Consider the following 25579-nt stretch of genomic DNA (forward strand, 5'->3'; position numbering starts at 1 on the left):
ATAGTTAATATTTAGGTGTTTTTTTTACAAATGGTTAAAAAGGTGTAGATGATAGCATAACAATGCGGTACTATTTTTATCAAAAACAAATCATCCACATTATGAAAAAAATAGTACTATTTATTACGCTTGTAGCAAACATTGCTTTTGGGCAGGTTTTGACTTCAGAAAATGAAGTCATCTCATTTTATAAACTAGATGGAGATGCAAATGATGCTTCGGGATACCTTAAACATGGCGCAATATCTGGAGTCACATTTAAAAACGATGCCGTAAGAGAACAGGTAGGAGTTTTTAATAATTCGGCTTATATCGATATCCAAACTGGAACGTCTGCATCATCGGGATTACCTAATCAGGACATAACAGTTGCCAGTTGGGTAAAAGTAGATGATTATGATACCTGGGGAGGTTTTATTGGTTGTATACAAGACAACGGATCAGATGAGTCGGGTTGGGCATTAGGTACCCGAGGGCAACGTTTTAGTATAGGGTTGGCTTCTGTAAACAATGGGCAATTAACCTATCTAGAGGATACAGAAGATTTTACTTTGGGACGATGGTATCATGTAGCTGCTACTTATAACGGTTCGTCTCTAAAACTGTTTGTTAACGGAATAGAAAAAGCATCCTCCAATGCACAATCAGGAGCGATAGAATATCCAACAAGTAGTTGGTTTACTATTGGGCGTTATAAAGATGATAATGAAGATAACAGGCATTACGGAGATCTGGATAATGTACTGGTATGGAAAAAAGCGTTAACTGCATCAGATATTCAAAACCTGGCTGCCGAGAGTCCTTCTGGAAGTACTTCTTTACGTGTTTTAACCTATAATACGTATTATGTTTTTAATCAAGGAACAGAAGAAACCAACGGCATCAATTTTGTAAAATCTCAGAATGCCGATGTTGTAGCACTACAGGAACTTACCGATATTTCGCATAGTAAGTTACGAGGATTAGCACAGGGTTGGAGTCATAATTATTCTGAACTGCTTAAGACATCAGGATTTTCTGTTGGTTTGACATCAAAATGGCCTATACAGGTGATCGAAAGAAGAACATCTGGGATGCACCATGGGTATTTACATGCCAAAATCAATAATGTACATTACTTTACGGTGCATTTATCGCCTTTTAAATGGCAAGTGCGTCAAAACGAATTGGAAATTGTGCTATCAAAAGTACGTCCGCTTAGGGATGCAGGAGAGAAGGTGATTGTATTAGGTGATTTTAATGCACATTCTATAGATGATAAAGCATGGATCGATGCACTCCCAACACTGCTTCAAAGTTATAGAAATAGTGATGCTACCCATGGTCACGTGCAGAATTTAAAAAATGGAGCGTTTGATTATGGCGTATTAGATAAGTGTTTTGATGCAGGATTGTCTGATGTAACCATAAAGTTTTTGGGCAATCAGGCCAAAGATAGATTGAGTTATCCTGCTGCTGTATTTGGTGATAAAGTAACTCCTCCTACCCGTGGAGAACGCATTGATTATATACTATGCTCAAAAAACCTTTACAAAGATGTGGTCTCCTCTAGCATTATTACCCAAGGAATTGTAAACAGAACTTCTGATCACTATCCTATTGTGGCTGATTTTGAAATTAACGATACTCCAGGAAGCGGAACAGGGGATGCCACTCATCAATATGCTTTTAACAGAAATGCCGATGATGCTTCATCCTATGCAAATCACGGTACCGATGTTGGAGTTACCTATACTAATGATCCTGTACGTGGGCAAGTGGCTGATTTTAATAATACGGGTTATATAAGTGTAGAGACAGGAACGAATGCAGTACAAAACCTCCCAAGCAATCAACTTACCGTTGCTACATGGGTAAAGGTAAATACTGCCGATACCTGGGGAGGATATATAGGATATGTTCAGGATAATGGAGCCTATGAAAAAGGATGGGTCTTAGGAAACTATAATCGAGAGTTTAGCATTGCGCTTAAGTCAGAAGGAAATAGCAGGCTAACCTTTTTAAAACAAGAGAACACCTTTACTTCAGGAGAGTGGTATCATGTTGCGGCGACTTATGACGGAGCTACACTAAAATTATACATTAATGGAGAAGAGAAGGCTTCGTCGACTGCACAATCGGGTGCTATTGACTATCCAACTACCGGTTGGTTTACCATAGGGCGCTATAAAGATAATGATGAAGACTATAGACATGATGGAGCCCTTGATGATATCATCGTATTAAAAAAAGCAATGACCAGTAACGAAATAGCAGGATTATATACTATGCAGCCAAAAAATAGTAAACTTTCTAATGAAGTCCCGTTTGCAATTTCTCATTATGAGATGCAGATATTTCCTAATCCTGTGTGTCAGGGAGTGATAAATGTAGTACTACCTTCTGCAACAATAGAGAATATATATATATGATAGCAATGGTAAGTTGGTAAAACAACTTTCTAAGCATATGGTTATAGACAGTATGCTAAAAATAGATGTCAATGATTTAGAAAAGGGGGTATACATGATGAGTACAAAAGATCAAAATGGAAATAAGGTTGCTACAAAGTTTGTAGTTGATTAGTACTTTAGTCGCTAGAGTATAAAACTATTGAATCCAAATAATGTACAGAATTTTCTGACGCATCATTTGGATTCAATACTAAAAGTTGAAACTAGTTTTATGAGTGTTAACCTGAGTTCGATTAATCTGAAATGCGTTAGTTTGAGACATCCAATAAAAATTTTATCCAATATTTAAACTGCCATTCGTTGTATTTACAGCCTCTACTTCCTCCTTTGGAGGAGGATTGAGGAGGATGTTTTTAAAGAAACACCCATCTTGTGCATCGCTTCGACTCGCCTACAACTAACGTTGTATCGTCCTCAAGGGAAGGAGTTATAAAGCTTAAATATAATTGTTTATAAAATACGTCAATGGTAGTGAAATCCCAAATGATGTACTGGATTTTCTGATGCATCATTTGGGGTCAATGCTAAAAGTAGAAAGCAGTTTTTTGTATTTGCAGCTTCTTCTTGTATCATTACAAGGGACTGGTTTGTTGTTTAAATTGATTAGGAGTAATGCCTTCATGTTGTTTGAAAACTCTATAAAAAGTAGATTTGGACTTGAAGCCACATTCGAGTGATAATCCAACTAAGTCATAATGCGCGTATTTTTCGTCTTTCACCAGCATTTTGTATTCTTCGATTCTAAGTGTATTTACATAATCGATAAATGATCCTTTATGGGTTAGTTTGAGAAAATCTAAAACTTCTTTTTTGGTAATTCCAAGTTTGCCTGCAAAAGAATCAACCGTTAGATGGGTATCCAAAAACATTTTTTGATCAATCAAATTAACATCAATCAAACTACTCATCATATCAACTTTGTTAACCAAGCTTTTACTTAGAGATGAATTGTTGGGCAATAAGAGTTGCCTTATAAAAGATAATTCTGTTAATGCATATAAGAAAAGAAAGTAACTTGTTAAATAGATGTAAAAGTATATGAGGTTTTCTAGGTGTTGGAAAATAAGTTGATACAGTAAAGGATTGCGTGATGGTATATCATAAACCAGAATTCTAGAATCTACTAATGATTTAATCATATCGTAAATAGGTACTATTAACAAGAAAAAGTAGAAAGAATAAAACAAAAAAGTAAATCGATGATAAACTTTTGGGAGTAAAAACTTCTTCAGGTTGTTTTTTAGTTCTTTACGAGTTATAAAGAAGTAATACCAAAAAATTGCAATAACAGATAAAAAGAAAAAAGGAATCTTTTTGTTTTCGAAAGAAGGCCATGCATCGGGAAAATAAAATCGTATAATTAATGAAGACAAGTAGACAAGAAATGGGATCGCAAGGTGTTTGAGGATATATGTTTTGCTAAGTCTTTCATGAAAAGATTTAAAATAAAAAAGCAAAAAGGCAGATAAGAATAGCGTTTTATCAGGGCCTATTAAAATCGCTAACCCTATGTTATTAATCCAATATTGACGAAATACATAACAAAAATACCAAAGTCCAACAATAGCACAGATAAATGCAAGAGGAATTGCTTTATGGTTAGATTTATGATAAAAATGCAATAATGCAACTGCTACTAGTTGTAATCCAATAAAAAATAATATGCCTTCCAGAAATAATTCCATATCACGGATGAGTAAGCTCGAAAAAAGTGGTAAAGTTAACATATATTAATGAGGAATTTTAACCAAGATGATACAATAGAGACTCTAGTACCTCTTAAAAATGATTCAAAATAGATCGCAACACTGTATAGTTAATTCAATAGTATTTGTCTTGCTGAACTCGATTCAGCATCTTATTTAATATACAAATAACCTCGAAATATGAAATCCCAAATCTAGTTCGGGATGACATGATAAGCTGATTCAGCTATATTTTCAAATTTTACCATAATCCTTCTTCGAATTTAGCATGAACCGCAAAGTAGAAACTTGCAAAGTATCAGGTCTTATGATGCTTTCAATAGTGATGATGAATTTTATTCCATAATCTGGTTTTGTATAGTATAGACAGCAAGTAGTATGGTCCCAAAATTGATTTTGGGACTTGTTTTATCAATTCTGAAACAAAATTTGCAGTAGGTTTGAACCATTCTAATACCATTGTAGATGCAAAATACAACCTGCTTCAAAATAGAACAAAGTAGCTGTATTCATATGGTGAACGATACTCTGGTATTGAAAATAACAGGCCCAAACCTTTTTATGTAATTAAACAAGTAAGAGACATTTGTCTTTTACTACCTATATATTATTTATACAATGAAAAAAGTAATACTAATGCTACTCATAGGAAATATATGTTTTACAGCCTATGTGTTTTTAAGTCTAAGATCCTACAAAGATGTGGGTAAGGATTATTCAAAAGATGTTCTAAAAGTACGGGGAATCGTTGTGGTAGATTCGTTAGGAGTAGAACGCGCTATACTAGGAGCGCATTTACCAGAAGCACAACGAGAGGGAGGTAGAATGTATTCTTCGAGAAGTCAAACTGCTGTTTCTGGTTTGATGTTATACGATAGTGAAGGGATAGAACGAGGAGGGTACGTAACCGACGATGATTATGGAAACATATTTTTTACGCTCGACGGAAAAACAGATCAAACAGTACTGTTTTTGGCAGAACCACAAGGAGCAACAACATTACGCCTATGGTCACAATCAGGTAGTACAGTAAGTTTATCGACTTCAGAAATTGGATCAGATATCGAATTAGTAGACAAGGGGAAAACAATTAAACTTAAAAGTGATGAATAATTTAAAGGAGGTTGTGTTGATGGTGGTTGTGTTGCTATTTGTTTCTTGCAACACAACAAGTAATAAGACACAAAAATTAACTGGGGTAAACCCTATTTCGTATACAGATGTTGCATATATTTCAGAAAAGGATACGGTGATTGTTTCAACATATTCTGGCAGAATTGCAAAGAGAATTAAAGGAGATAAAAAAGAAGAAGTACTTGCGCAAATTAACGATGAAATTTATTCATTGGCGTATTCTGAAAAAACAAACGAAATTATAGCCAGCACATTGGCCTCAGGAATTCTTATTCTGGATGCTAAAAGCCGAAATATAAAAAGGAGATTGGCCACGGGAGAATCCTGGATCAATAATATACAACTATCTAACGACAGAAAATATCTTATGGGATATAATGGTAAAGGAGAGAATTTTGTTTGGGATATTTATACTAACTATGAAAGGATGATCTATCCAGAAAGTTTTACTGGCGGTTTAATTAGATTTGGTAAATCTAATAAGCTATATCATTCATACTATGATAAGATGGTTATATGGAATCTCGAAAATCATACCATTACTACCCAAAAAATTAACCAGGGGAGGTTGGTAGATGTAGATGACGCAAATAATAAGCTACTGATTCATCGCAATAAATTTACAATACAATCTGCTACGGGAGATACGACAAAAACGATGTCTAAAAAGCATCCGGATTGGCCCTATTACCAGTCTGGTAAAGATACGATTTATCGAATTCCTATACAGATGGAATTGACTGTTGGTTGTTTTGCAAAAAATACAATTTGTACCGGTGGTTTTGATCGATCTATACGATTTTGGAATAAAACAACGGGAGACCTCGAAGGAGAATTGCTTACACATCGTGCAACGATCAGTAGTATAAAGGTGTCTAAAGATCAAAATCAAATGGTTTCTGTAGACCTAAAAGGGGGAATACATTTTACAGATATCAACTGATTTGTTTTTGGTGAGGTTGATAAGGATTCTATTTATAAACCTGAGTTCGGTTCATCTGAAATGCGTCAGTTTGAGACATCCGATACAATTTTATCCTGTGCTTTAACTGACGTTTCAAAGCAGAGCTTTGAGCATCTTTTTTCACCAGTATAAGATTTGTTTTGCGTTAAAAAATCTTGAAGCCTTGGAAAGATTTTAGCAAAAGAAATCTGGTTTTCAATAAAATTGAAAAATACCTTGAAAAAAGCGCCTTTTCTTTTGGTTCGTTTTCTTTGGGTGAGCAAAGAAAATGAACAGAAAGCTAAATCAAAGGAAGTTAGGTGAAATTTAATGACATATAAACTTTTGAAAAACAAAGTATTATGAAATACATCAATGACGGTAAAATTCTGTTAAGAATTTTTGCCCTTCGATAGGCTATTAGTTTAGCATTTAATAATTACCGAGAATTCATGGTGTTAAACCCAAATGATGTACTGGATTTTCTAATGCATCATTTGGGTTTAATACTAAAAGTAGAAACCAGTGTTATGACTTATTAGCTATCTGTAGACACTTCTTCTGCTACAGTATTGCTTTTAGAACGATTATCAACGACCTGATTGTATTGCCCGGCAAGAATATCGATTTGACTAAGGATGGTTTGATACGCTTTGGTACGAGTTAGGGTGGCATAAGCTTGCACATGGTCGACAAGCGTTCTGTAACTTTGGGTAGTTTGCTTTCTAAGCTCCAGAATATTTGCTGATGGGTTGGCTGCAGTTTCTCCTACACGAGCCAGGTACTTATCTGCAAAAGCAGTATTGGCATTTTTTAGTTCTAAAACCCATTTGGTCAGTCCCAGCGTCATAATAGAAGATTTTACATTGGGTGCTGTTTCAAAATCTTTAATAATACTATCTAATAGGGCAGTCTCTTCCTGATAACTTGCTCGGTAAATATTATTGCCATGAGCGTTAATGGTTGTAAGCACAGTATTGGCAGCTTCTGCAACGTCCCGTTCAAAATGATAAGTAAAAGCTTCGCTAACCGTTTTAATACCAACTATTGCACGGTCACGGCGCTCATCAAGAGCTGTGATTTCTTTGGTAATATCACTTCCTTGTGCTTGTAAGAATACATCGTTAATAGCATCTACAAGAGGTACAAGTTCATTTTTTTGATGAGTTAGCCGCAATTCTTCTACATCTTGTTTGTTTACTAGTTCCAATATATCTTTCATATATTGTAAATACTCACTATTACGATAGCGATTTAAATAGGGTGTGGTCATACACATAATGTTAAATTAAACGTTTGTTTTATTTGCGATTATGCGATGTGTTTACGTTATGTGGGGTGCTAAGTTTGGTTATAACGAGGTACTTGTAATATTATTTTATTAGCGAAACATTATTTTGAAAAGTTGGCACTCTTTATTGAACACTACCACTAACGAAACCTTCCTGCAGATTGCTGGGCGTTTTCGTTGAGTTGAGAAACCTTCCTGCAAGTTGCATGGCGTTTTCGTCGTGTTGAGAAACCTTCCTGCAGGTTGCATGACGTTTTCGTTGTGTTGAGAAACCTTCCTGCAGGTTGCAGGGCACTTTTGTTATGTTGTGAAACCCTCCTGCAGGTTGCAGGACGTTTTTGTTATGTTGCGAAACCTTCCTGCCTGACGTGGGGTGCTTTTGTTAAATAATACTAACCTAGTTTCTAAGCAATCAGGAAGTTTTTATAAGGTGTATTTAGGGTGAATCGTTAAAAACTACCAAAATGTTTATTTAGATTGTGATGAAAATGATAGATTTATAGTGGATATAATGACAATTGCGATTGCCATTATACTATTGTTGTACGTAATTTAAAAACTCGTATTAAGGATGTCAGTAAGTAGTTATAGAAATAAAGTAAGTCAACTTAATTCTCAAATAGCAGATTTGATGAAAAAACAAACTGCGGAGAGAAAAAAGGAGGTTGATTCGAATTCTAAAATTAATGACTTGACCAAAAGAATGTTGTCTGCCAAAAATTTTTCGACTGCTCAAAGCTATCAAAGGCAGATTGACTCAAAATCAAAAGAATTAATTCGAATAAGTACGAAAGTTGCGGATTTTGAAAAGAAGTTAGCTGATAAACGAAAAGAACTTTCTCGAAATCAGGATTATTTAACTAAAGCACTTGACAGCGAAACAAAGAAAAGGCAAAATCAAGAATTAAGTTTCTTGAAAGAAAAAGAGAGAATAAACAGGTCTGAATTAAATAATATCAGAAACATAAATCACGAAATTCAAAGACAACAGAGTATTTTTCAAGATTACCAAGTACCAGAAAATGAATTAACAAAAAATGACGTTGAATATTCCTTAAAAGAGCTTACCGAATTGCATCAGAGAATTGATTCTGTGTTGGAACGACTAGATAAACTTGGCTTCGGACAAGAAATAATATTTGAGGAAATCAAAGAACTTAAAGGGAAAAGTAAAAAAATTAGTAAGAAGGATTTAAAAATGATGCTTATTGGAAAAATTGTAAGCTTCGGAATGGGAAAAATAGATACTGAATTAGCTGCTCAAATCTTTGAGGAAATTACAAACGTTGACTTAACTAAATTAATTGAATAAAAAGCTACCTATAACAATAGCTATAATTCATTGAGATTTTGCGTCACACCAAAATCATAGCAGAGACTGTTGTTACAACCAATGAAAATAGAAACAAATGACATCAGAAATACTAAATAGAAAGGGAGTAAGAAAGGCTCAGGATATTCCTGCTGAGGTGATGGAGTTACTAAATACGGGACAAATTGAAACCGTAAACTTGACAGAATGGTTGGCAGTCGATCACGTACAGCTCATAAAAGCTACTTTTCTAGCGTTTGGAATTGACGAGAGCCATATAAATTTGATTGTTAAAGAAATAGCAGCACAGAAAAAACCTTCTGCAATGAACACCACCAAATTGGTAGGGTCGGCACTGTACCAGTTGTATGCAGGCACCGATACTCTAGAAGAAATATTCAAAAAAACAAGTACCCATTTGTCTGACTCTATTCGGTGTTATGCGCCTTATCTAATTGGATTAAATGAACAACTGACCATAAAAGAAAAACTAACAACATCACAAAAATTGGTCGCAGACAAACATTTTGGGGTGAGAGAAGTAGTTTGGATGGCACTACGACCAGAAATTAATACCCATTTAGAAGAATCCATCAAGATGTTAACCGACTGGACAGATAACGAAGACGAAAATATAAGACGGTTTACCACAGAAGCGACACGACCAAGAGGAGTCTGGTGTAAGCATATCGAAAGGTTAAAAGAACACCCAGAAATAGCGTTACCTATCTTAGAAAACCTAATCTCTGATCCCTCAAAATATGTTCAGGATAGTGTGGGTAATTGGCTAAATGACGCCAGTAAATCGCAACCAGAGTTTGTTAGCGAGTTTTGTAATACGTGGCAAAAGAAGTCGCCAATAAAAGAAACAGAAAAAATCATCAAAAGAGCACTAAGAACCATTGCAAAAAAGTAATTGCTTGTTTTATCTTGGCAGTTCTACAAAGTTTGTAATTTCGTAGTATAAACCCATAAAAAAGGCTATCTATAAAAACCCAGACAGCCTCGTTTTTTCCTTCAACACTTTCGTTTTTTATTTGATAGGCACTCGAACCCCTTCAGAATGGCTGCGAAATTAAGACGCATACATACATTATGCGGTAGTGATACCGTTAGAGAAATCTCCTTTATTATTTACACAAAAATCATATTCAAAGAACAACACGTTGGAATGTCAATTTTGTCTAAAATCCTTCAAATGGTATTGATAAAAGGGGTGAAATAAGTATAAAAAATTGTCCAATCCAAGATTGAAGAGTTACCTTATTGCTTATAAATCTATACTAATGAAGTGCTATTTATGTGTGCTTATAAAGTTAAGGACTTCTGCGGCAAACCGCTCGGGTTCGCTAAAATTTGGAGAATGCCCCGATCTCTCGAATATTTTGAAGCTTTTAATTTCTGAACCTATAATTTCATAGGCGTTTTGGGCAGAAGCTATAGGTACTCGCAAATCGTATTGCCCAGAGATGAATAGTGCGGGTATCGTTATTTTTGAAAGTTGACTTGTGAAATCTAGAGTAGTAAATTGACCATTATTATAGATAAGTATATCTTCTACTTGATTAAGATTCCAATATCGAGTTAAGCGGTTATATACTAAGAAGCTATTGTTATCTTCTATTCCATTTTCAACCGAATCAATAAAACCATCTTCAACTAATTTTATTTCAGCCTCAAAACCTTTAAAATTAAGCAAATCACCATCTTGTACATTAGGAATTGGATCTACTTGAGCGACAAGTGCTAACGCCGACTCCCAAAAATCTATACTATTTCCTAATGCTATTTGATTGTTTGCAGTAGTTGTTAATGCTTCTTTGTTGAGATTATATAATCCAGCAGGATTATTTGCGCCGCCCACTTCTATCCATCCTTTAAAATCACTTTGATTTTTTAGTAAAGTTGCTGTGCCGAGTGTTCCTCCCCAGCTAGCTCCTAATAAAAAGAAACGCGAATCAATACCAAATTTGTGCCTAATCACTTTCACCAACGCTAAGACATCTTCTGCCATGATATCGATATTCAATTCATTTTTAGAGTAATGTCCTTGTGAATTTCCTGAGCCACGCTGATCAAAATAGACAACGCCATATTTATGTTCAATATCACTAAATGCAGTTCCTAAAAAATCAAATCCAAGACCTCCTGGACCACCATGTAATGTAATTAAGAAAACTTTTTCACTAGCATTTCCTTTAATATATGCAGGCATATCTGCATTTTTATGACGAACAAATATCGTTTCGTTTAGGTTATCAAGATCATAATCATTTGAACAAGCAGTTACTAAACATAGTGTAATTGCAATAGATACTATTTTTAAGAATGACTTATTAAACTGATTCATTGTTTTTTGTTTTTAAAATTAAAGCGGAAACCATATTGTAAAGAAAACGTAGGGAGTGTACCTGTATTGAAATTAAAGCGTGGACTATAGGTGACATTAAAATAACTGCCAGAGCGTACTTTTCCTTTGCGCTGTCTACCTATTCCAACAGAAAGGGAAGGGCTATAATAACCACGTCCAGGCAGAAACACTTTGTCTACATTATCTCCATTTACTTCATATGTTTCAGGTAAGAACGAACGATAGTACCCAAGAGGATTTAACTCAATACTAAACTGCTTTCTTTTTTTGTTGGTTCGTCTCCAAATGATTCCTAAACTCACAAAACCACCAGTATCTGTTTTGGTAGCAAAATTCGTTGCGAAGCCTAGATTTCCGTTAAAAATAAACTGATGCGTATTGGTACGCTGGAGACCTCTTCTTTCTTTTTCTTTTTCTATTTCCTTCCAGAGATATTCAGTCCCAACGGTAATGCCGTTACTCCAAAGAATAGTTCCAGAATATCCTATCTTGAATTCTGTTTTGCTCAAGAATGTTTTAGAAAATCGACTTGTTTGGTTTTTCTCTTCTTCTTGTTCATTTTGCCCGTATCCAACTTTTATAAATAATAGTGTACAAAGCATTAGTAATCGTATTCTAATTCTCATATTAATTACTTAGTAGATGAAACTGGATGATACTATTTTGGGTAGATATTGAAGTGTCTGTAATTAAAAGGTAAAGCCTTTTCAAAAAATGACAAAAATGGATTTGGTAGTTTGTAAAATGTAATAAGGATTGATTCATTTAATATATTTTTTTGATTTAGGTATGTAAAAGTAGTAGGATTAACGCGGTTTGGATATGAATCGATCAGAGTAGAAGTTCTGAAACAGTGGGATTAGACGAATTAGGACATTTATATACAAAAAACATATTTAATTGCGTGAAAGAATTAGTTTTGCTATTACAAGAAGGCATTTTAATATAATTAATTTCACACAGATTGGATAAAACACTACTAGACTTTGCAATGATTGTAAGTGTTCTTATAGGATACTTTGTTAGTATCTCTCTTGTTACGACATCTTTTTATAAAAGTCGTGCCAATAACTACCTGTCGTTATCAATATCCTTGTTAGCCAGTATGATACTTATGGATATGCTAATTACGAAAGTAGACAGTATAGCCTTGGATATTTTAAATCTTTTTATGTTAGATTTTTTGTTTGCGGCTACTTTATTCACCTATTTTTTAATTCAAATTCAGCATAAGTTTCTAGATAGTCCACGATATAAATGGATTTATTTTCCTTTCATTGGTTCTATTATTCTTGAAATATCTTTACTTTTCTTAGACCTTTATGGTTCAATTTACGATATCATAATATATTACCTTAAAGATTTTGCATCCATTATTTTTAATGTCATTTTAATTTTTTTAGGCAGACAATTAATACTAAAATCTAATACAGTTTCACAAGAGAAAAAACCTTGGCTCCTTCGATTAAATCTTTTTATTGTATGCATTATTATAATTTGGATTCTAACTAGGGTAGAGGTTAGCGTATTTAATTCAATGTATACTACGTACATACTATGGGTGCTACTTTCTTTATTCCTTTGGTGGGTTTTGTATCATGGTGTGTTTAAACTACAAATAATTGTTCAAAAAGAAGAAATACATGATTATTTAGTTTTAAAAAAGACAACTAGTAGTCCGATAAAAAGGAAAATAAATAGTACTACTACTACCAAAATCATTACCCAACTTTATACATTAATGGAAGATGAAGAGGTATATAAAAATCCACTTTTGAGCAGGTTGGATTTAGCAATTCGATTAGATACAAGTGAAAGTTACCTATCTCAAATTATTAATCAGGAACTTAATAAAAGTGTTACCCAATTTGTAAATGAGTATCGCATTGAAGCTGCTAAAAACCTATTGAATGATTCGGTTTTTAATAAATATTCTATTGAAGCGATAGGAATGGAAGCTGGTTTTAAGTCCAAGAGTGCGTTCTATAGTGCTTTTAATCAGAGTTTGAAAATGTCGCCCGGCGCTTATAGAAAGCTTCAGAAAAAGTCCTAATTCGTCTACTTTTATTGTTTCAGAACTTCTTCAATACATAAAAAATCGTATTTATTTATGTGAGACTATACTTTTACCTCATTAAATCAAAAAGCATAAATTAATGAAAAGAGTATTCTCAAAATTGACACGGACTAATTATTATTCTGTTTCAAACTTAATTCTAATTACATTTTTCGCAATTACTATATCCTCTTGTAATAATGATGACGAACCGCCATCTGTGGCTATTAAAGAAATTTCGCAAGACATTAAAAATTTGATTTATTTCAGAGGAGATGAAAAGGCTTCTACTGTTTTGATTAATGCACAAGCAGGACCAGCAACTATGCTCGATGAGGAGTTGGTAGATTACCTTTCTGGATTTTTAAGCACAAGAGGTATTTTAACTGTGAATGTGCATCAAACCCAGACACTAAATCCGAGTATATTAGAAGAAAATGATATCACCTTAGATCAAGCGGTTAACTTTAATTTGCAAAGTGTAGAAACACTGTATCGAGTTGTTAAGTATTTTAAAGATGAGGGTAGGACAGTCTATGTTCTAGGGCTTTCATTTGGAGCATTTATAACACAAGAACTTATTGCCCAAAATGGAATAGATGTAGCTGACAACTATCTAATTATTACTGGTAGATTGAATATTAATGACGTTTTTTGGCAAGGACTTGCTGAAGGAAAAGGAGGTTTTTTTGAAAATGGTATTACTCCTATTTTAGATGAAAATCCAGATATGGATGTATTTAGAAGAAATGAAGCTAGATTGTTTGCTGGATTGGCAATGAATAGATATGCTCAACAATTCAATGCTATTGAGAGCTTATCTAGCATAACTTATATTTATGGAGCGACAGATGAAGCTCTTGGTAGTCTTACAACTGAAGAAATTCAGTTTTTGGAGTCAAAAAATGCAAATATCCTTAGAGGCAGTGGAGGTCATGATGAGCCCTTTGAGGGTTTTCTTGAAGAGGGGTTTAGAGAGGCATTTGGGATAGAGGTAGAGTAATACCATTTACACTTTAAATCTAATAAATAAAATGTTCTTTTTTTATCTCACTTTCAGAATAAAAATAAACCAGTTCAGTAGGTGACAAAATTGATTTTGTAGTATCGACCTATAAAAAGACTGTCTATGTTTTCATAGACAGTCTGATTTATCCAAATATTCTTTTTATTAGAATACTATTATTTAACAAGCACTCGAACTCCTTCAGAATGACTAGAAAACTCTGGGGCATACATACTCTGTATGGTAGTGATGCCGTTAGAGAAATCTCCTTTATTATTTACACGTAAATCATATTCAAAAACAAAGACTCCTTTGGGTAAATAATCAAAGAAAAAGTTGGTAGAAGCGTCACGGGTACTTTCGTAATACCCCAGTCCATCTTGCCATTTGTATTGAGAAAGCACATTGATAGGTTCTAGACCAGATGCTCTCATATCTTTCATATGTACAAATTCCATCACTCTATCTGATCGCAATTCGATCCGTACTCTGATCAAATCACCAAGTGCTAACGGGGTATCTTTAGTGATTTCTGTAATTTTTTCTCCTGTATCGGTATTCTTCTTTAAGAATAACTTTTTCTTAAGTGACAAAGGTGTTTCTGCCGAAGTTATTTTGTCCAGATCCTCGAAATATTGCCAATAAAATGCGCCCCAGGCAATACCTTTTCCTTTTTTGGTGATTTTTGCGGTAGCCATAGCAGGTTGTATTTCACCACGAGACCATGAGGTTTTAAAATAACCGGTTCCGGCTTCTACTTTTATATCATCGATAGTGCTAGGATCAATTTTTTGATCTCCCAGAGAAATGTCCACCATATCGGTTACCGATAGCCAATCACTACCTTGTAGTAAAAGTGCATATACGGCATCGGCGGTGGCTTTGGTAGTTTCCCAACGATTGGTTTGTTTATTTTTGAGCAACCAGATTTTTAGATTATCGACAATTTCTGTGCGTTTAGGCTCTTTTTCTATTTCGGCAAACGCTTCAATGAGCAAGGATTGCGTTTCTATAGGAGCCTGATACCAATACCAACTAGCAGTGTTTGATTTCCAATACATTCCTAGCTCTTCGTTAGTGATGCTTTTTTCATCCAATGATCTAAGGATTTTAGAGGCTGTAGCACTATCTCCATTTCTATGGGTGATTAAAGCTAGCATTCCCTGCGAGTATAACCCTTGTTTTAACCAATATTTTTGAGCTTGTCCCAGGTAATATTTCCACGCTTCATTGGTGTTTTGTGGTCTTTTGATACTAGAGAAAAAGCTTCGCATATACAAATAATGAATTTGTGTATAGCTTAAATGGTTTTTGTTAATATCGATTTTATTTTTTTTACAATATCGTTTTAGATCTTCATATTCTTTTACAAATTCGGTATCCAGAAAACGTATCGCATTTTGCAGCATATTCTTTGCGTCACCCTCTAATCGCGTTGCACCTAATTTATCTAAATGACCAAATCCTGTAGCGATATGCTGTGTGATAAATCGATTTTCACGTCCCCCAGAGAACCACGGGAATCCACCAGAACTATATTGCATCTGCATCAATTGTTGCAAAGAGGATTGTAACTCGGTATTCATTTTATTAAGATCAAAAAGAAGCGCAATTCGTTTCTTTTGCTCAGTTTCACTTTGAGCATCTCTAAGCCACGGAGTTTCTTGTATGATTAATGATTTTAATTCCTGATTTTTCTCAAGATTGCTCAATAACGCATCGCTAGATCGCCACTGGTCGAATACTTGTTTGATTCTAGGTGTTGAATTTGCAATATGACTTGCCAGGTTGTTTGCATAATATCTCGAGAATATCTGTTCTGAGCTTGGGTATTGTGGCTCCATTAAGTATGGTAAAGCCTGTACCGCGTACCAGGCAGGGTTCGAGGTCATTTCTAAAGTTAGCTTGTGATGTTTTAGAGTACTCGATGTAGTGTTTTTTAATTTGTCTAATGTAAATGTCTTTGTTTGGTTAGAGCGTATCCACATCGGTAGTGTTTCTGTAACCAGCATTCTATTGCTAAGGACCGGTAGTACATTTTGCTCCCCATCAGAATAACTACCCGCTTTGGCGATAATTTTATATTGTACGGTTTGTATATTGTCGGGAATCTTTAACTCCCAGGAAACATTTGTATTTCCTTTTGCTGTTACCGTAAAACTTTGTTGTGCATTGGTGTTTTGCAGTTCACTATCAATGGGGTTGTTGGTAAATGCATCTACTAATTGAAGTGCTACCGTTCCGTTCAGTTCTTTTGAGGTTAGATTAGATATTTTAGAGCTAATAATAATCTGATCCCCTTCTCTCAGAAATCGTGGTGGATTGGGTGATACCATCAATTCTTTTTGGGTTACGGTTTCGAGAGATGTCACTGCCGAATTCATACTTTTTGTATGTGCCAGAAGCTGTAATTTCCATTGGGTTAATGCTTCTGGAGCTATAAAGTTAAAACTAACATTGCCCTCTTTGTCGGTAGTAAGCTTTGGAAAGAAAAAAGCGGTTTCTTGCAGGTTTTTTCTGATTTTAACCCCTTTTAAGGAAGGTTTTTTGACAGCTTGACTTTTGTTTTCTACAGTATCATTACTCATTGAGTCAGTTACAGCTTCATTGGCAACAACAGATTCTTCCATTTCTGCATCATCTAATGCGGCACCTTCTGCTGCTTCAGATTTCATCATCATAGGGGCGGGTTGTTCTAGTCTCGCACTACTACGATCTTTAATACGTCCAAGTACCCCTCTATAATATTGTTGTCCAAAATAGAGTCCAAACCAATTTAATTGATCAAACTTAGGGTCGTTATAATAGTGATTTAGCGTACTTTGATTTTGCAGCCTAAAAGATACCGTACCAAAACTTTGATTTGCATTTCGTCTGCTTAAAAGACTATATGCAGGTTGATTAATAGGATCGAAATACCAGTCATGAGGTTTAAATTGATCTAATGAAGCGTCATACATACTAGCCAGTAGTTCTGCACTTACTTTTTCGCCTTTAGGACCTTTTATAGAAAAGCTCCATGTTTCATCCTGCCCCGGTTGTAGTTTGTCTCTAAAAGTTTTGGTTTCTATACTAAGGGTTGTAGGTTCGTAAGGAACACGAATAGCAATGGCACCACTTTGATAATCGTTGTAGTTGCCATAGCTATAGTTGATAGCAAAACCGCCAAGATCTTCTTTTAGCACTGGGATTTTAATGGTTTTGCTATTTTTAGAAAGTTTGATTAATCGGGTTTCTATAGTTTTATAATCTTTTTCAATATCTACCGTGATAGTTATATCGTCTGATGCGGAACTAAACTTTATAATTGCATCTTCGCCTATTTTGTAAGTGTCTTTATTTGTTGAAACTTCAAAAAGTTGATTGTCACTGCTAGTTTGATCTTGTTGGCTGTAAATAGAAGTGTATTGTATGTCTTTTACATCTTGACCAAACCTGTCTTTAGCAGTAAGTTCGATAATATATTTTCCAGATTCCCAGGACTTGATTGTGCCTAGAGGGAGTGATTGTGTTCCTACTGTCTGGTTCTTGGTGGCTGATGTATAGAAGGGTTTGTCTAATACCTGTGTTCCTTTTTCCCATGTTCTGTAATCATGCTCATCCTTATAGGCATCATGTGGAAACAACTTGGCAAATTCCTCTTTCTTGTATCCTTCATAATCAGGAGCTTTCCATGGGCGTGTACGTAAAGGTTTATCAGGAGCCTTTAACTTAAAAATTTTAATAGTACCCGTAGCTGCTACAGGTTCATTATTAAGGTTTCTTGTATCTATAGTAAGCGTATGATTACTTTTGCTCTTATCGATTTTGCTATCTGTGTTGACACTAGCAATTAATGCATGATATCCTACATTAACAATGGTAGTAGTACTTCTGGTTTCTCCATTAATATCGGTTACATCTGCAATAACTTCATAATTAAAAGTAGGAGCATCTTCTTTAGGCACATTAAGATCAGGAATTGCTTTAAAATCTATGATATATGCACCTTTATCATCGGTTTTGGTTTCCCCATGAGTAATTTCCTGAGGTTGTGAAAAATGCCTTGGATACCAATAGCACCATCGTGGATACCTAACTTTTCTATGTACCCGATACACAACTTTTGCATTACTGATAACACTACCCGAATAAGCAGTTGCAGTACCCTTAAGCGTAATATTGTCATTTATTTTATATGTTTTGGTCACAGGATCAAATGTTGTTTCGAACTTGGGACGTTTGTATTCTTCTACCGAAATAGAAGTGGTTTCATAAGTATTGGTTTGTAGGGTATAGTTTCCAGTTAGCCCAGAAGACGTTAAGATAAACTCTCCGCTATAAGAACCATACTCATTAGTGGTAAAGTTTAAAACTTTTATTTCTTGATTATTAGCATCTCTTAGAGTCACTACGGCAGATTGATTAGGAGCTGCTTTAAATTGATCTACACCATTAGAGGACATCATGATTCCCTTAAAATAAACCGTTTGCCCAGGTCTGTAGATACTTCGATCTGTAAACAGGAAAGTAGTATTACGGGTTTTGTTTTCTCCAGAGGGGTCATAAGATTGATTAAGGTAATACCCTTTAAACAAAGCAGAGTCATCTTTATAAGTTACTTGTGCGTCTATGTTATATAGGTAATTAGGAACGGTTAGAGAAGCTTGTCCCTTATCATCTGTTATCAACTTTTTGTCAAGCTGATTGTTACCATGACGTCTTTGCTTGTCTGTTGTTAAGTGCATAGTAGCATTAGCAATTGGAGTACCATTGTTTCTGTCTAACACCTGAAAAATTGTTTTTTCTGGGGTTTTGTTTTCGATCAATGCCAGATTACTAATTTGAGTATCTCCAAAAGAAAACATTTTGTTGTTCGACAGATCTTTCGAAACACTAGCAACGATTATGTAAAAACCGTGATCTAATGCTGGTAAAGTAATTTCTGTAGTATGTCCCTGATAATCGTTGTCATTACGAAGTGTTGCGTCCCAGGTTTTATAAACCTGTAAGGTGTTAATGAATCTGATTTTTTCTTGTATTTCGTAAAGTCGGTTTAAACTTTGTAATTGATCGGGAGTTATTTTAAATGCGTTTAGGTAAAGTTTACCAAGGTTTTTATAGGATACCAGAATTCTGGAAGGTGTTTGAATCGGTACGTGCTTTTCTGTTTTTAAGTTTAATGTAGCTTGAAGTATTTGGCTTTTTAAAGCGTTGCATTTATCACTACCTCTGGAATTCGGAAATTTTTTAATAATGGCATCGCAAAGAGTAAGAGCATCTTTAGCTTTCCATCGATTAGTATCGTTTTTGCCTGGATCATATGTAGTAGATTGATTCCTATATAAACTTGCAATTTCGTAGCTATAAAGGGCAGATGAAGGTTGTGATTCGATTCTTTTCTGTTCTGCTTGTAAACACTGTAGTAGCACTTCATTTTTATCTGTAAAAACAGCATTGGATGTAACAAATTTAATGCGTTCTAGGTTTGCTTCTGTAAGGGCATCTAATGTCTTATTTCTTATATGAAACTTGATCAAATTTTGATATAGCTTCAAAGCATTGTATTGTAGCGACAAAGAGTCTTTAGTCTCTATTTTTAAAGTAGAGAAAGCTGTATGTTCTTTTAAGTATTTCGCATCATTGATAGAAAATGCGTAAGCCGGCTTGGTAATATTGGTTTCCGAAGTTTTATAAAAATCTAGCGCATTGTGGATCAAAAAATCATACAACGTTGGGCGATATTTTTTAGAATCCTTTTCTTTATGTAATATATTATCAAATTTTGAGAGATCAGTTTGTTGGGCCAAGACGCCATTTTTTATCGAATTTTGAAAATGTAAATGTACTTCTGCAAACAAGGTTTCTAAATCCCAGGTCCTAAAATCTTGTTGATCTACTTTGGTAGCAGTTTGAGTTCTATTATAAAACCTCCATCGGTTTTGTTGAAAATATTGCCAATACAAGTTAGCAAGGATACTTTCTAATATATTCTTTTTAGGAAATGCACTTTGTTCAATCTCATTTTTTAAATCAGAAATAATAGTAAGCTGTGCATTTTCTTCTAACGTAAGTAAGTACCTGGCTTCGTGTAAAAATGCTTTTATAGTCTGGTTGTCGTTTTTTTCTTTTTTTGCTTGTTTATATATTGTTTTGATTACCTCTAGAGCAGATTTTGGCAAGCCTTGTCGGTCAAACTCTTTCACTTTTTTCCAGTCGCTTTGATAATCGTTTTGACCATTCATAATATATAAGTTAGCAATACAAAATATGATTAGGATGATATGTTTTTTCATCATTTGTGTTTTTGGTGTTGAAAAAAATGGATACAAGTGTTATGCCAATTCTACTTGTGATAACGTTTTTCAAATTGTAAATAGTATGATAAAACTACGTATTTGAAATTATACCATTTGTGTTTTGAATTTACAGGTAAATAAAAAAGAACATTTTATTCCTGTAGATTTAAAGTATAAAAGGTATTGACTACGGGTAGTTTTCTAAACAATTATCAAAATACATGTATTTTCTGTTTTATTTACTAATAAAATATTAAATAAAAATATGTGAAACTATAAATGAGTGAAAAGCCTATTTCATTTAGGTAAGTTGAGGGGTGAAATTAGGGAATGATATAATAGGGAATGATATAATAGGGAAAAGGCGAAAACATTAAAAAAAGAGAAATAAATCAATTGATTTACCTCTCTTTTTATTGTGTCAGGTTATTGACGAATTAAACTTGCCTCTGAAAGTAAGGCATTTTTTGCGCTTTTTTGAGCTGGAGTTTGATTTCTTGTTTTGATATTGTTGCTTTCGTATGGGTCTGTAGATAAATCATAAAATTTTTGAACCCCATTATCTAACTGGATAACTTTATAGAGATCATCTGCAATGGTGTACCCAGATTTAGCGGGTTTAGAAGCGTCAGTTAGCTCAGAATAATTATGATCCCTGGGAAAAGTGTTGCTTGTAGATAAAACAGATTTAAAGCTAACACTATTCTCATAAGTAGATTGATTAACTCCTGCTATTTCTGCAATGGTAGCAAATAAATCAGTACTAGCAATCATGCTTTGATCTCTTTCGTTTATTCTGGTAACTCCATTTCCTGATACTATTAAAGGAACATTTACCCCACCTCTAAACAAACTTCCTTTACCTTGAGTACTTGCATAAGGTGATTGTAATACCTTTTTAGGAGTTCCGTTGTCCCCTATAAATATGATCACAGTATCGTCCATAACTGAAGTTGGGATTGAGTCTTGTATACGACCAATTTCATGATCGATGCTTTCTATCATTGCCATATAGTAGGGCATTGGGTTGGCATTAATACTAGCCTGATCTGTAGGAAGATTACCTTGTGAGTGCATATTGGTAGGGGGTAAGTGATAAGGTGTATGCGGCGCACTATATGCAAGCCAGCAGAACCAGGGTTGACTTTGTTGATTAATCCAGGAAATAGCCAGATCTGTAAGTTTAGAAGTGCAATATTCTGTGGTAGAGCTGGATTGTCCGTTTTCTACAAGATTCCAGTTGTAGTAGTCAGAAACGGCACCACCAGAATAACCAGCATAGTAGTCGACTCCCATTACTTCTGCATCATTTAATCCATTAGATAAATGCCACTTCCCGATGATAGAATGACTATAAGTAGTTGAGTTATCATCCAGATAAGTTTGTATTGACTTTTCTGTTAAAGAGACATGGTTTCCAACATTAAGTACTCCCGTATGAAATCCATATTTCCCTGTAAGCATAGAAGCTCTGGTAGGAGAACATTTTGGGTACGCCCATGCATTGTCAAATGTTAATCCATTGGTAGCAAGGTTTTGTAAATTTGGCATATTGGGTTTGGTAGCGCCAATAGAGTAACCCGGTGTTGCATCGACCCCCATATCATCGGCAATGATTAATAAAATATTTGGTTTTGCAACGGTGCTTTTGGCAGTTATATCATTTGTTATTTGATTCGGGTTTGGTGCTGCTACTGAAATTTCTTTTTTTTCGCATCCTGCTAATAACAAAGTAAATAGCACGAGAAATACACTCATTTTTTTCATTTGATTGGTTTTAAAAGTTATTGAATATTATAGATTAGTGGTAAACCACTTTGGTTAGTTTAAAGATAAGGTTTTTGAGATTAAATCATTGATTATGTGTTTATTGTTTTCGTTAAAAAGCATTTGTTAACAAAGTAAGTGTAGGTTATGGGCTACTATTTGTAAATTATTTAGTTTAATGATAACCCCGTGTTGAGTTTGGTGTTGTGATCAAAATAAAGTGTGTAAATGTGATAAACGAGCTTAGAAAGTAATTTTGGTAGGGTATTTTTTTATCTTTACTTCCTGATTTAACAGTTAATTATGCGTGTACATTTTATAGCAATTGGCGGAAGCGCAATGCACAATCTTGCCATTGCTTTACATAATAAAGGATACCAGGTTACCGGTAGTGATGATACAATTTTTGAACCTTCAAAATCCAGATTAGAGAGGTGTGGTTTGTTGCCAGATGCCTTTGGTTGGTATGAAGAAAAAATTACCAATGATATAGATGCCATTATCCTAGGTATGCATGCAAAAGAGGATAATGAAGAGCTTATAAAGGCACAAAGTTTAAGATTGAAAATATATTCATATCCAGAGTTTTTATATGAACAATCCAAAAATAAAACAAGAGTGGTTATTGGTGGGTCTCATGGAAAAACTACGATTACTTCTATGATTTTACATGTATTACATTATCATGAAAAAGAAGTTGATTATATGGTGGGAGCGCAATTAGAAGGCTTTGATACGATGGTACACCTTACAGAAGAAAATGATTTTATGGTATTAGAAGGTGACGAATATTTATCGTCCCCTATAGATCGAAGACCAAAATTTCATCTGTACCAACCCAATATAGCATTGGTAAGTGGTATCGCGTGGGATCATATTAATGTGTTTCCTACTTATGATGGATATGTAGATCAGTTTAGGATTTTTATGAATTCTATTATTAATGGTGGGGCATTAGTATATAATGAAGAAGATAAAGAAGTAAAAGAATTGGCAGAACAAGTTGAAAATCCAATTCGCAAGTTTCCCTATGCGACTCCTAATTATAATGTGGAGAATGGAGAAACTTTGTTACATACTCCTGAAGGAGAAATGCCAATAGAAGTATTTGGAGCACATAACCTTAGTAATCTTGCAGGTGCAAAATGGATTTGCCAGCATATGGGAGTCGATGAAGACGATTTTTATGAGGCTATTGCTTCTTTTAAGGGAGCTTCTAAACGTTTAGAAAAAATTGCAGAGAGTACTAACGCAGTTGCTTATAAAGATTTTGCACATAGTCCTTCTAAGGTAAGTGCGACTACACTTGCAGTTAAACAACAGTATGCAAATAGAAAAGTTATTGCATGTTTAGAATTACATACCTATAGCAGTTTAAATGCAACATTTTTAAAAGAATATGAAGGTGCCTTGGATGCGGCAGATGAGGCTGTTGTGTTTTATTCTCCTGATGCTGTAAAAATTAAGCAGTTAGAAGAGGTGTCTGCAGATCAAATTGCACAAGCTTTTAATAGAAATGATTTGATAATATATACAGACCCTAATAGTTTTAAAGAATATCTACAAGAAAAAACATTTCATAATGCTACCCTATTGCTTATGAGCAGTGGTAACTATGGTGGGTTGGATTTTGATGAGGTCAAAAAGTGGATAAACAATTAAAAATGTGTTTCGAACAAATCGTTGACAAAATTCTCAATATTTGTTTGGTTGTTTTTGATAAGTATTTGTTTGGCAGCATGAATATCTGCGGGAATTTTATCTTGACTAAGTTTGAATTTCCCTTCCCAGTGGTCGATTTTGATCTGAAAACCATGCACATAATTAATTAGACGATCCATTTTAGGATCATCTAACCCTAATGTGTATTTGTGATCGGGCGCCTCAAGATAGTTGGTCATGTTGACTATAGATTGTTTTATGAGGTTTGAGTCTTCTATTGTATGTACAAACCCATGTGCATGTGCTATAATATAGTTCCAGGTTGGTAGTTGTTGCGTAGTGTAAATAGAAGGAGAAATATAGGTTTGTGGCCCATGAAAAATAGCTACTATAGGATGGTTATTGCATAGTACTTGAGTATGAGGATTGTTTTTGTCAATATGTCCTACCAAAGTATTATCATCTAAAATAAGAGGAGCATGGGTGATAAAAGGTTTAGAGTCTTTTGCAGAAACTAAAGTTGCAAAAGGATAAGTTTTAACCACTTTTTTGATGGTATTTTCATTACCCTCTATATGATGTTTTGGTGGATACATAGTTTATACATTAAATTGTTTAAGATGATGGTCTAGGTGTTTGTATTGCAATTGCCCCCATTGTTGAGGTGTAAAAGTGCCAAAAATAGGATGAGGATTCCACTCTTTTTTATTTCTTTCATCATAAAAGCTAGAAACAAGCTCTAATAGTTCAGTTTTTTCAGTATCAAAAACCTTTTGATCTGTAATTTTTAGACTAGGATGCGTCGGAAGATTTTTTCTCCAGGGTCTGTTATTATACATAGATTTTTTAAAAAGTATTTTGGCAAGAATATTTGGTTTAATTTTTGGTGATTTATTCCTTAATGCAATTTTTAAAGGATATTTACAATGACATAGCATTTGCGCTACATCCATTTTTCCCCAGGAAGCAGTACTTGAGTTTGATAAATTATTAATGCGCTTTTCTATTTCTACATATGTTTCGGGTGTGAATAGAGATTTCATAAATGGATGTTTGATGATAGCTGGTTCAAAAGTAACGTTTTAATAAAAAAAAGGCTAACTCCTGTTTCAAGGAATTAGCCTTTTTCTATTGAACTTAATATATATTGTTTAGCTTGCTTCGTCGAAGAAAAGACTTAGAAAGCCATCAAGATCGTCATTTCCTGCTATGTCCTTAGGCGTACCAAGGTTAATCATGAGAGGTTGGTCTTTAATAGTTCCCTGTAGGAAATATTGATATGTGGTACCCATTTTGAACTTATATCCTTTTAATTGCGCACCAAATGACGTAAATGTAACCTCTGTTTTTGAACTATTACTTTCTGCAAAAGCACTTATGGTAGCGTCAAAAACTGCTGTTAACATATCATTTGAATAGTAATCCCATTTTATAGATGTGCCATTACAAGCTTGCAATTCATATTCTGATTGGGCTTGACATCCTTTAGGGACTTGTATGTTATTTCCTACCAAATTCAGAAAGGAAATCTTTTTGTCTTGCCCATAAAAACTAACTGTTGCAAGAAGTAAGATTAGAGTCAAAATATTCTTCATAAATA

18 protein-coding genes are annotated in these 25579 nt (G+C 34.4%); 9 read left to right on the forward strand and 9 right to left on the reverse strand.

What is annotated here, in order from left to right:
- The first annotated feature begins 101 nt into the window (after window positions 1–101).
- Window positions 102–2411, forward strand: coding sequence for a LamG-like jellyroll fold domain-containing protein (locus ABW636_RS14965; RefSeq protein ID WP_367590875.1), 2310 nt, complete (start codon window positions 102–104; stop codon window positions 2409–2411).
- Window positions 2412–2448: 37 nt separating this feature from the next.
- The gene (locus ABW636_RS14970; RefSeq protein ID WP_367590876.1) at window positions 2449–2565 is read left to right on the forward strand and encodes a T9SS type A sorting domain-containing protein; all 117 of its coding nucleotides are present in this window, start codon (window positions 2449–2451) and stop codon (window positions 2563–2565) included.
- Window positions 2566–3025: 460 nt separating this feature from the next.
- Here ABW636_RS14970 and ABW636_RS14975 read toward each other — a convergent pair whose 3' ends face one another.
- Window positions 3026–4138 carry a helix-turn-helix domain-containing protein gene (locus ABW636_RS14975; RefSeq protein ID WP_367590877.1) on the reverse strand — a complete coding sequence of 371 codons (1113 nt, stop codon included), beginning with the start codon at window positions 4136–4138 and terminating at the stop codon, window positions 3026–3028.
- A 639-nt stretch (window positions 4139–4777) separates the two neighbouring features.
- On the opposite strand from ABW636_RS14975, the gene ABW636_RS14980 reads away from it, so the two are divergent.
- Window positions 4778–5272: a hypothetical protein gene (locus ABW636_RS14980; protein ID WP_367590878.1), complete on the forward strand. Its 495-nt coding sequence runs from the start codon at window positions 4778–4780 to the stop codon at window positions 5270–5272.
- On the forward strand, window positions 5265–6236 hold the full coding sequence (locus tag ABW636_RS14985) for a WD40 repeat domain-containing protein (protein WP_367590879.1): 972 nt from the start codon (window positions 5265–5267) through the stop codon (window positions 6234–6236). Before ABW636_RS14980 ends, ABW636_RS14985 begins: the two co-directional genes overlap by 8 nt.
- A 538-nt stretch (window positions 6237–6774) precedes the next feature.
- On the opposite strand, the gene ABW636_RS14990 is transcribed toward ABW636_RS14985, so the two are convergent.
- Window positions 6775–7509 (reverse strand): DUF6261 family protein, encoded by a 735-nt coding sequence (locus ABW636_RS14990; protein ID WP_367590880.1) that lies wholly within the window; start codon window positions 7507–7509, stop codon window positions 6775–6777.
- Between the two features lie 589 nt (window positions 7510–8098).
- Between ABW636_RS14990 and ABW636_RS14995 the strand changes: the two genes are divergently transcribed.
- A complete protein-coding gene (locus ABW636_RS14995) occupies window positions 8099–8839 on the forward strand; it encodes a hypothetical protein (RefSeq protein ID WP_367590881.1) in 741 nt (246 codons plus the stop codon).
- A gap of 97 nt (window positions 8840–8936) precedes the next feature.
- Entirely contained in the window at window positions 8937–9755 is an 819-nt protein-coding gene (locus ABW636_RS15000; protein WP_367590882.1) for a DNA alkylation repair protein, read from the forward strand.
- 378 nt (window positions 9756–10133) lie between these two features.
- Here the strand turns inward: ABW636_RS15000 and ABW636_RS15005 are convergent, their stop codons facing one another.
- Both ABW636_RS15005 and ABW636_RS15010 read right to left on the reverse strand, forming a co-directional pair.
- The gene (locus ABW636_RS15005; RefSeq protein ID WP_367590883.1) at window positions 10134–11189 is read right to left on the reverse strand and encodes an alpha/beta fold hydrolase; all 1056 of its coding nucleotides are present in this window, start codon (window positions 11187–11189) and stop codon (window positions 10134–10136) included.
- Window positions 11186–11836: a hypothetical protein gene (locus ABW636_RS15010; protein WP_367590884.1), complete on the reverse strand. Its 651-nt coding sequence runs from the start codon at window positions 11834–11836 to the stop codon at window positions 11186–11188. The genes ABW636_RS15005 and ABW636_RS15010 overlap by 4 nt, the downstream gene beginning before the upstream one ends.
- Window positions 11837–12174: 338 nt before the next feature.
- On the opposite strand from ABW636_RS15010, the gene ABW636_RS15015 reads away from it, so the two are divergent.
- Both ABW636_RS15015 and ABW636_RS15020 read left to right on the forward strand, forming a co-directional pair.
- Window positions 12175–13263: a helix-turn-helix domain-containing protein gene (locus tag ABW636_RS15015; protein WP_367590885.1), complete on the forward strand. Its 1089-nt coding sequence runs from the start codon at window positions 12175–12177 to the stop codon at window positions 13261–13263.
- 103 nt (window positions 13264–13366) lie between these two features.
- The gene (locus ABW636_RS15020) at window positions 13367–14269 is read left to right on the forward strand and encodes a hypothetical protein (RefSeq protein WP_367590886.1); all 903 of its coding nucleotides are present in this window, start codon (window positions 13367–13369) and stop codon (window positions 14267–14269) included.
- A gap of 179 nt (window positions 14270–14448) precedes the next feature.
- On the opposite strand, the gene ABW636_RS15025 is transcribed toward ABW636_RS15020, so the two are convergent.
- Window positions 14449–20547 (reverse strand): alpha-2-macroglobulin family protein, encoded by a 6099-nt coding sequence (locus tag ABW636_RS15025; RefSeq protein WP_367590887.1) that lies wholly within the window; start codon window positions 20545–20547, stop codon window positions 14449–14451.
- A gap of 429 nt (window positions 20548–20976) precedes the next feature.
- Window positions 20977–22308, reverse strand: a complete 1332-nt coding sequence (locus tag ABW636_RS15030) for a sulfatase-like hydrolase/transferase (RefSeq protein ID WP_367590888.1) — start codon at window positions 22306–22308, stop codon at window positions 20977–20979.
- A gap of 312 nt (window positions 22309–22620) precedes the next feature.
- On the opposite strand from ABW636_RS15030, the gene ABW636_RS15035 reads away from it, so the two are divergent.
- Complete coding sequence (locus ABW636_RS15035; RefSeq protein ID WP_367590889.1) at window positions 22621–23979, forward strand: UDP-N-acetylmuramate--L-alanine ligase; 1359 nt, start codon at window positions 22621–22623, stop codon at window positions 23977–23979.
- Here ABW636_RS15035 and ABW636_RS15040 read toward each other — a convergent pair.
- The 3 genes from ABW636_RS15040 to ABW636_RS15050 all read right to left on the reverse strand — a co-directional run bounded on the left by ABW636_RS15040 (window position 23976) and on the right by ABW636_RS15050 (window position 25574).
- Complete coding sequence (locus ABW636_RS15040) at window positions 23976–24575, reverse strand: FMN-binding negative transcriptional regulator (protein ID WP_367590890.1); 600 nt, start codon at window positions 24573–24575, stop codon at window positions 23976–23978. The two genes, ABW636_RS15035 and ABW636_RS15040, sit on opposite strands and share 4 nt — an antisense overlap.
- A 3-nt stretch (window positions 24576–24578) precedes the next feature.
- Complete coding sequence (locus ABW636_RS15045; protein ID WP_367590891.1) at window positions 24579–25022, reverse strand: DUF1569 domain-containing protein; 444 nt, start codon at window positions 25020–25022, stop codon at window positions 24579–24581.
- Between the two features lie 108 nt (window positions 25023–25130).
- Window positions 25131–25574 carry a hypothetical protein gene (locus tag ABW636_RS15050; RefSeq protein WP_367590892.1) on the reverse strand — a complete coding sequence of 148 codons (444 nt, stop codon included), beginning with the start codon at window positions 25572–25574 and terminating at the stop codon, window positions 25131–25133.
- Window positions 25575–25579: the final 5 nt, after the last annotated feature.

This window comes from Aquimarina discodermiae, from assembly GCF_040786235.1.
GTDB lineage: Bacteria > Bacteroidota > Bacteroidia > Flavobacteriales > Flavobacteriaceae > Aquimarina.

What these genes read in the sequence shown, in the direction of transcription:
- ABW636_RS15025 (WP_367590887.1), bottom strand. Translation starts at nt 20,547, where the DNA reads ATGAAAAAACATATCATCCTAATCATATTTTGTATTGCTAACTTATAT.
- ABW636_RS14990 (WP_367590880.1), bottom strand. Translation starts at nt 7,509, where the DNA reads ATGACCACACCCTATTTAAATCGCTATCGTAATAGTGAGTATTTACAA.
- ABW636_RS15035 (WP_367590889.1), top strand. Translation starts at nt 22,621, where the DNA reads ATGCGTGTACATTTTATAGCAATTGGCGGAAGCGCAATGCACAATCTT.
- ABW636_RS14995 (WP_367590881.1), top strand. Translation starts at nt 8,099, where the DNA reads ATGTCAGTAAGTAGTTATAGAAATAAAGTAAGTCAACTTAATTCTCAA.
- ABW636_RS14965 (WP_367590875.1), top strand. Translation starts at nt 102, where the DNA reads ATGAAAAAAATAGTACTATTTATTACGCTTGTAGCAAACATTGCTTTT.
- ABW636_RS15005 (WP_367590883.1), bottom strand. Translation starts at nt 11,189, where the DNA reads ATGAATCAGTTTAATAAGTCATTCTTAAAAATAGTATCTATTGCAATT.
- ABW636_RS14985 (WP_367590879.1), top strand. Translation starts at nt 5,265, where the DNA reads ATGAATAATTTAAAGGAGGTTGTGTTGATGGTGGTTGTGTTGCTATTT.
- ABW636_RS15000 (WP_367590882.1), top strand. Translation starts at nt 8,937, where the DNA reads ATGACATCAGAAATACTAAATAGAAAGGGAGTAAGAAAGGCTCAGGAT.
- ABW636_RS15040 (WP_367590890.1), bottom strand. Translation starts at nt 24,575, where the DNA reads ATGTATCCACCAAAACATCATATAGAGGGTAATGAAAATACCATCAAA.
- ABW636_RS14970 (WP_367590876.1), top strand. Translation starts at nt 2,449, where the DNA reads ATGGTTATAGACAGTATGCTAAAAATAGATGTCAATGATTTAGAAAAG.
- ABW636_RS14980 (WP_367590878.1), top strand. Translation starts at nt 4,778, where the DNA reads ATGAAAAAAGTAATACTAATGCTACTCATAGGAAATATATGTTTTACA.
- ABW636_RS15010 (WP_367590884.1), bottom strand. Translation starts at nt 11,836, where the DNA reads ATGAGAATTAGAATACGATTACTAATGCTTTGTACACTATTATTTATA.
- ABW636_RS15030 (WP_367590888.1), bottom strand. Translation starts at nt 22,308, where the DNA reads ATGAGTGTATTTCTCGTGCTATTTACTTTGTTATTAGCAGGATGCGAA.
- ABW636_RS15020 (WP_367590886.1), top strand. Translation starts at nt 13,367, where the DNA reads ATGAAAAGAGTATTCTCAAAATTGACACGGACTAATTATTATTCTGTT.
- ABW636_RS15045 (WP_367590891.1), bottom strand. Translation starts at nt 25,022, where the DNA reads ATGAAATCTCTATTCACACCCGAAACATATGTAGAAATAGAAAAGCGC.
- ABW636_RS15050 (WP_367590892.1), bottom strand. Translation starts at nt 25,574, where the DNA reads ATGAAGAATATTTTGACTCTAATCTTACTTCTTGCAACAGTTAGTTTT.
- ABW636_RS14975 (WP_367590877.1), bottom strand. Translation starts at nt 4,138, where the DNA reads ATGGAATTATTTCTGGAAGGCATATTATTTTTTATTGGATTACAACTA.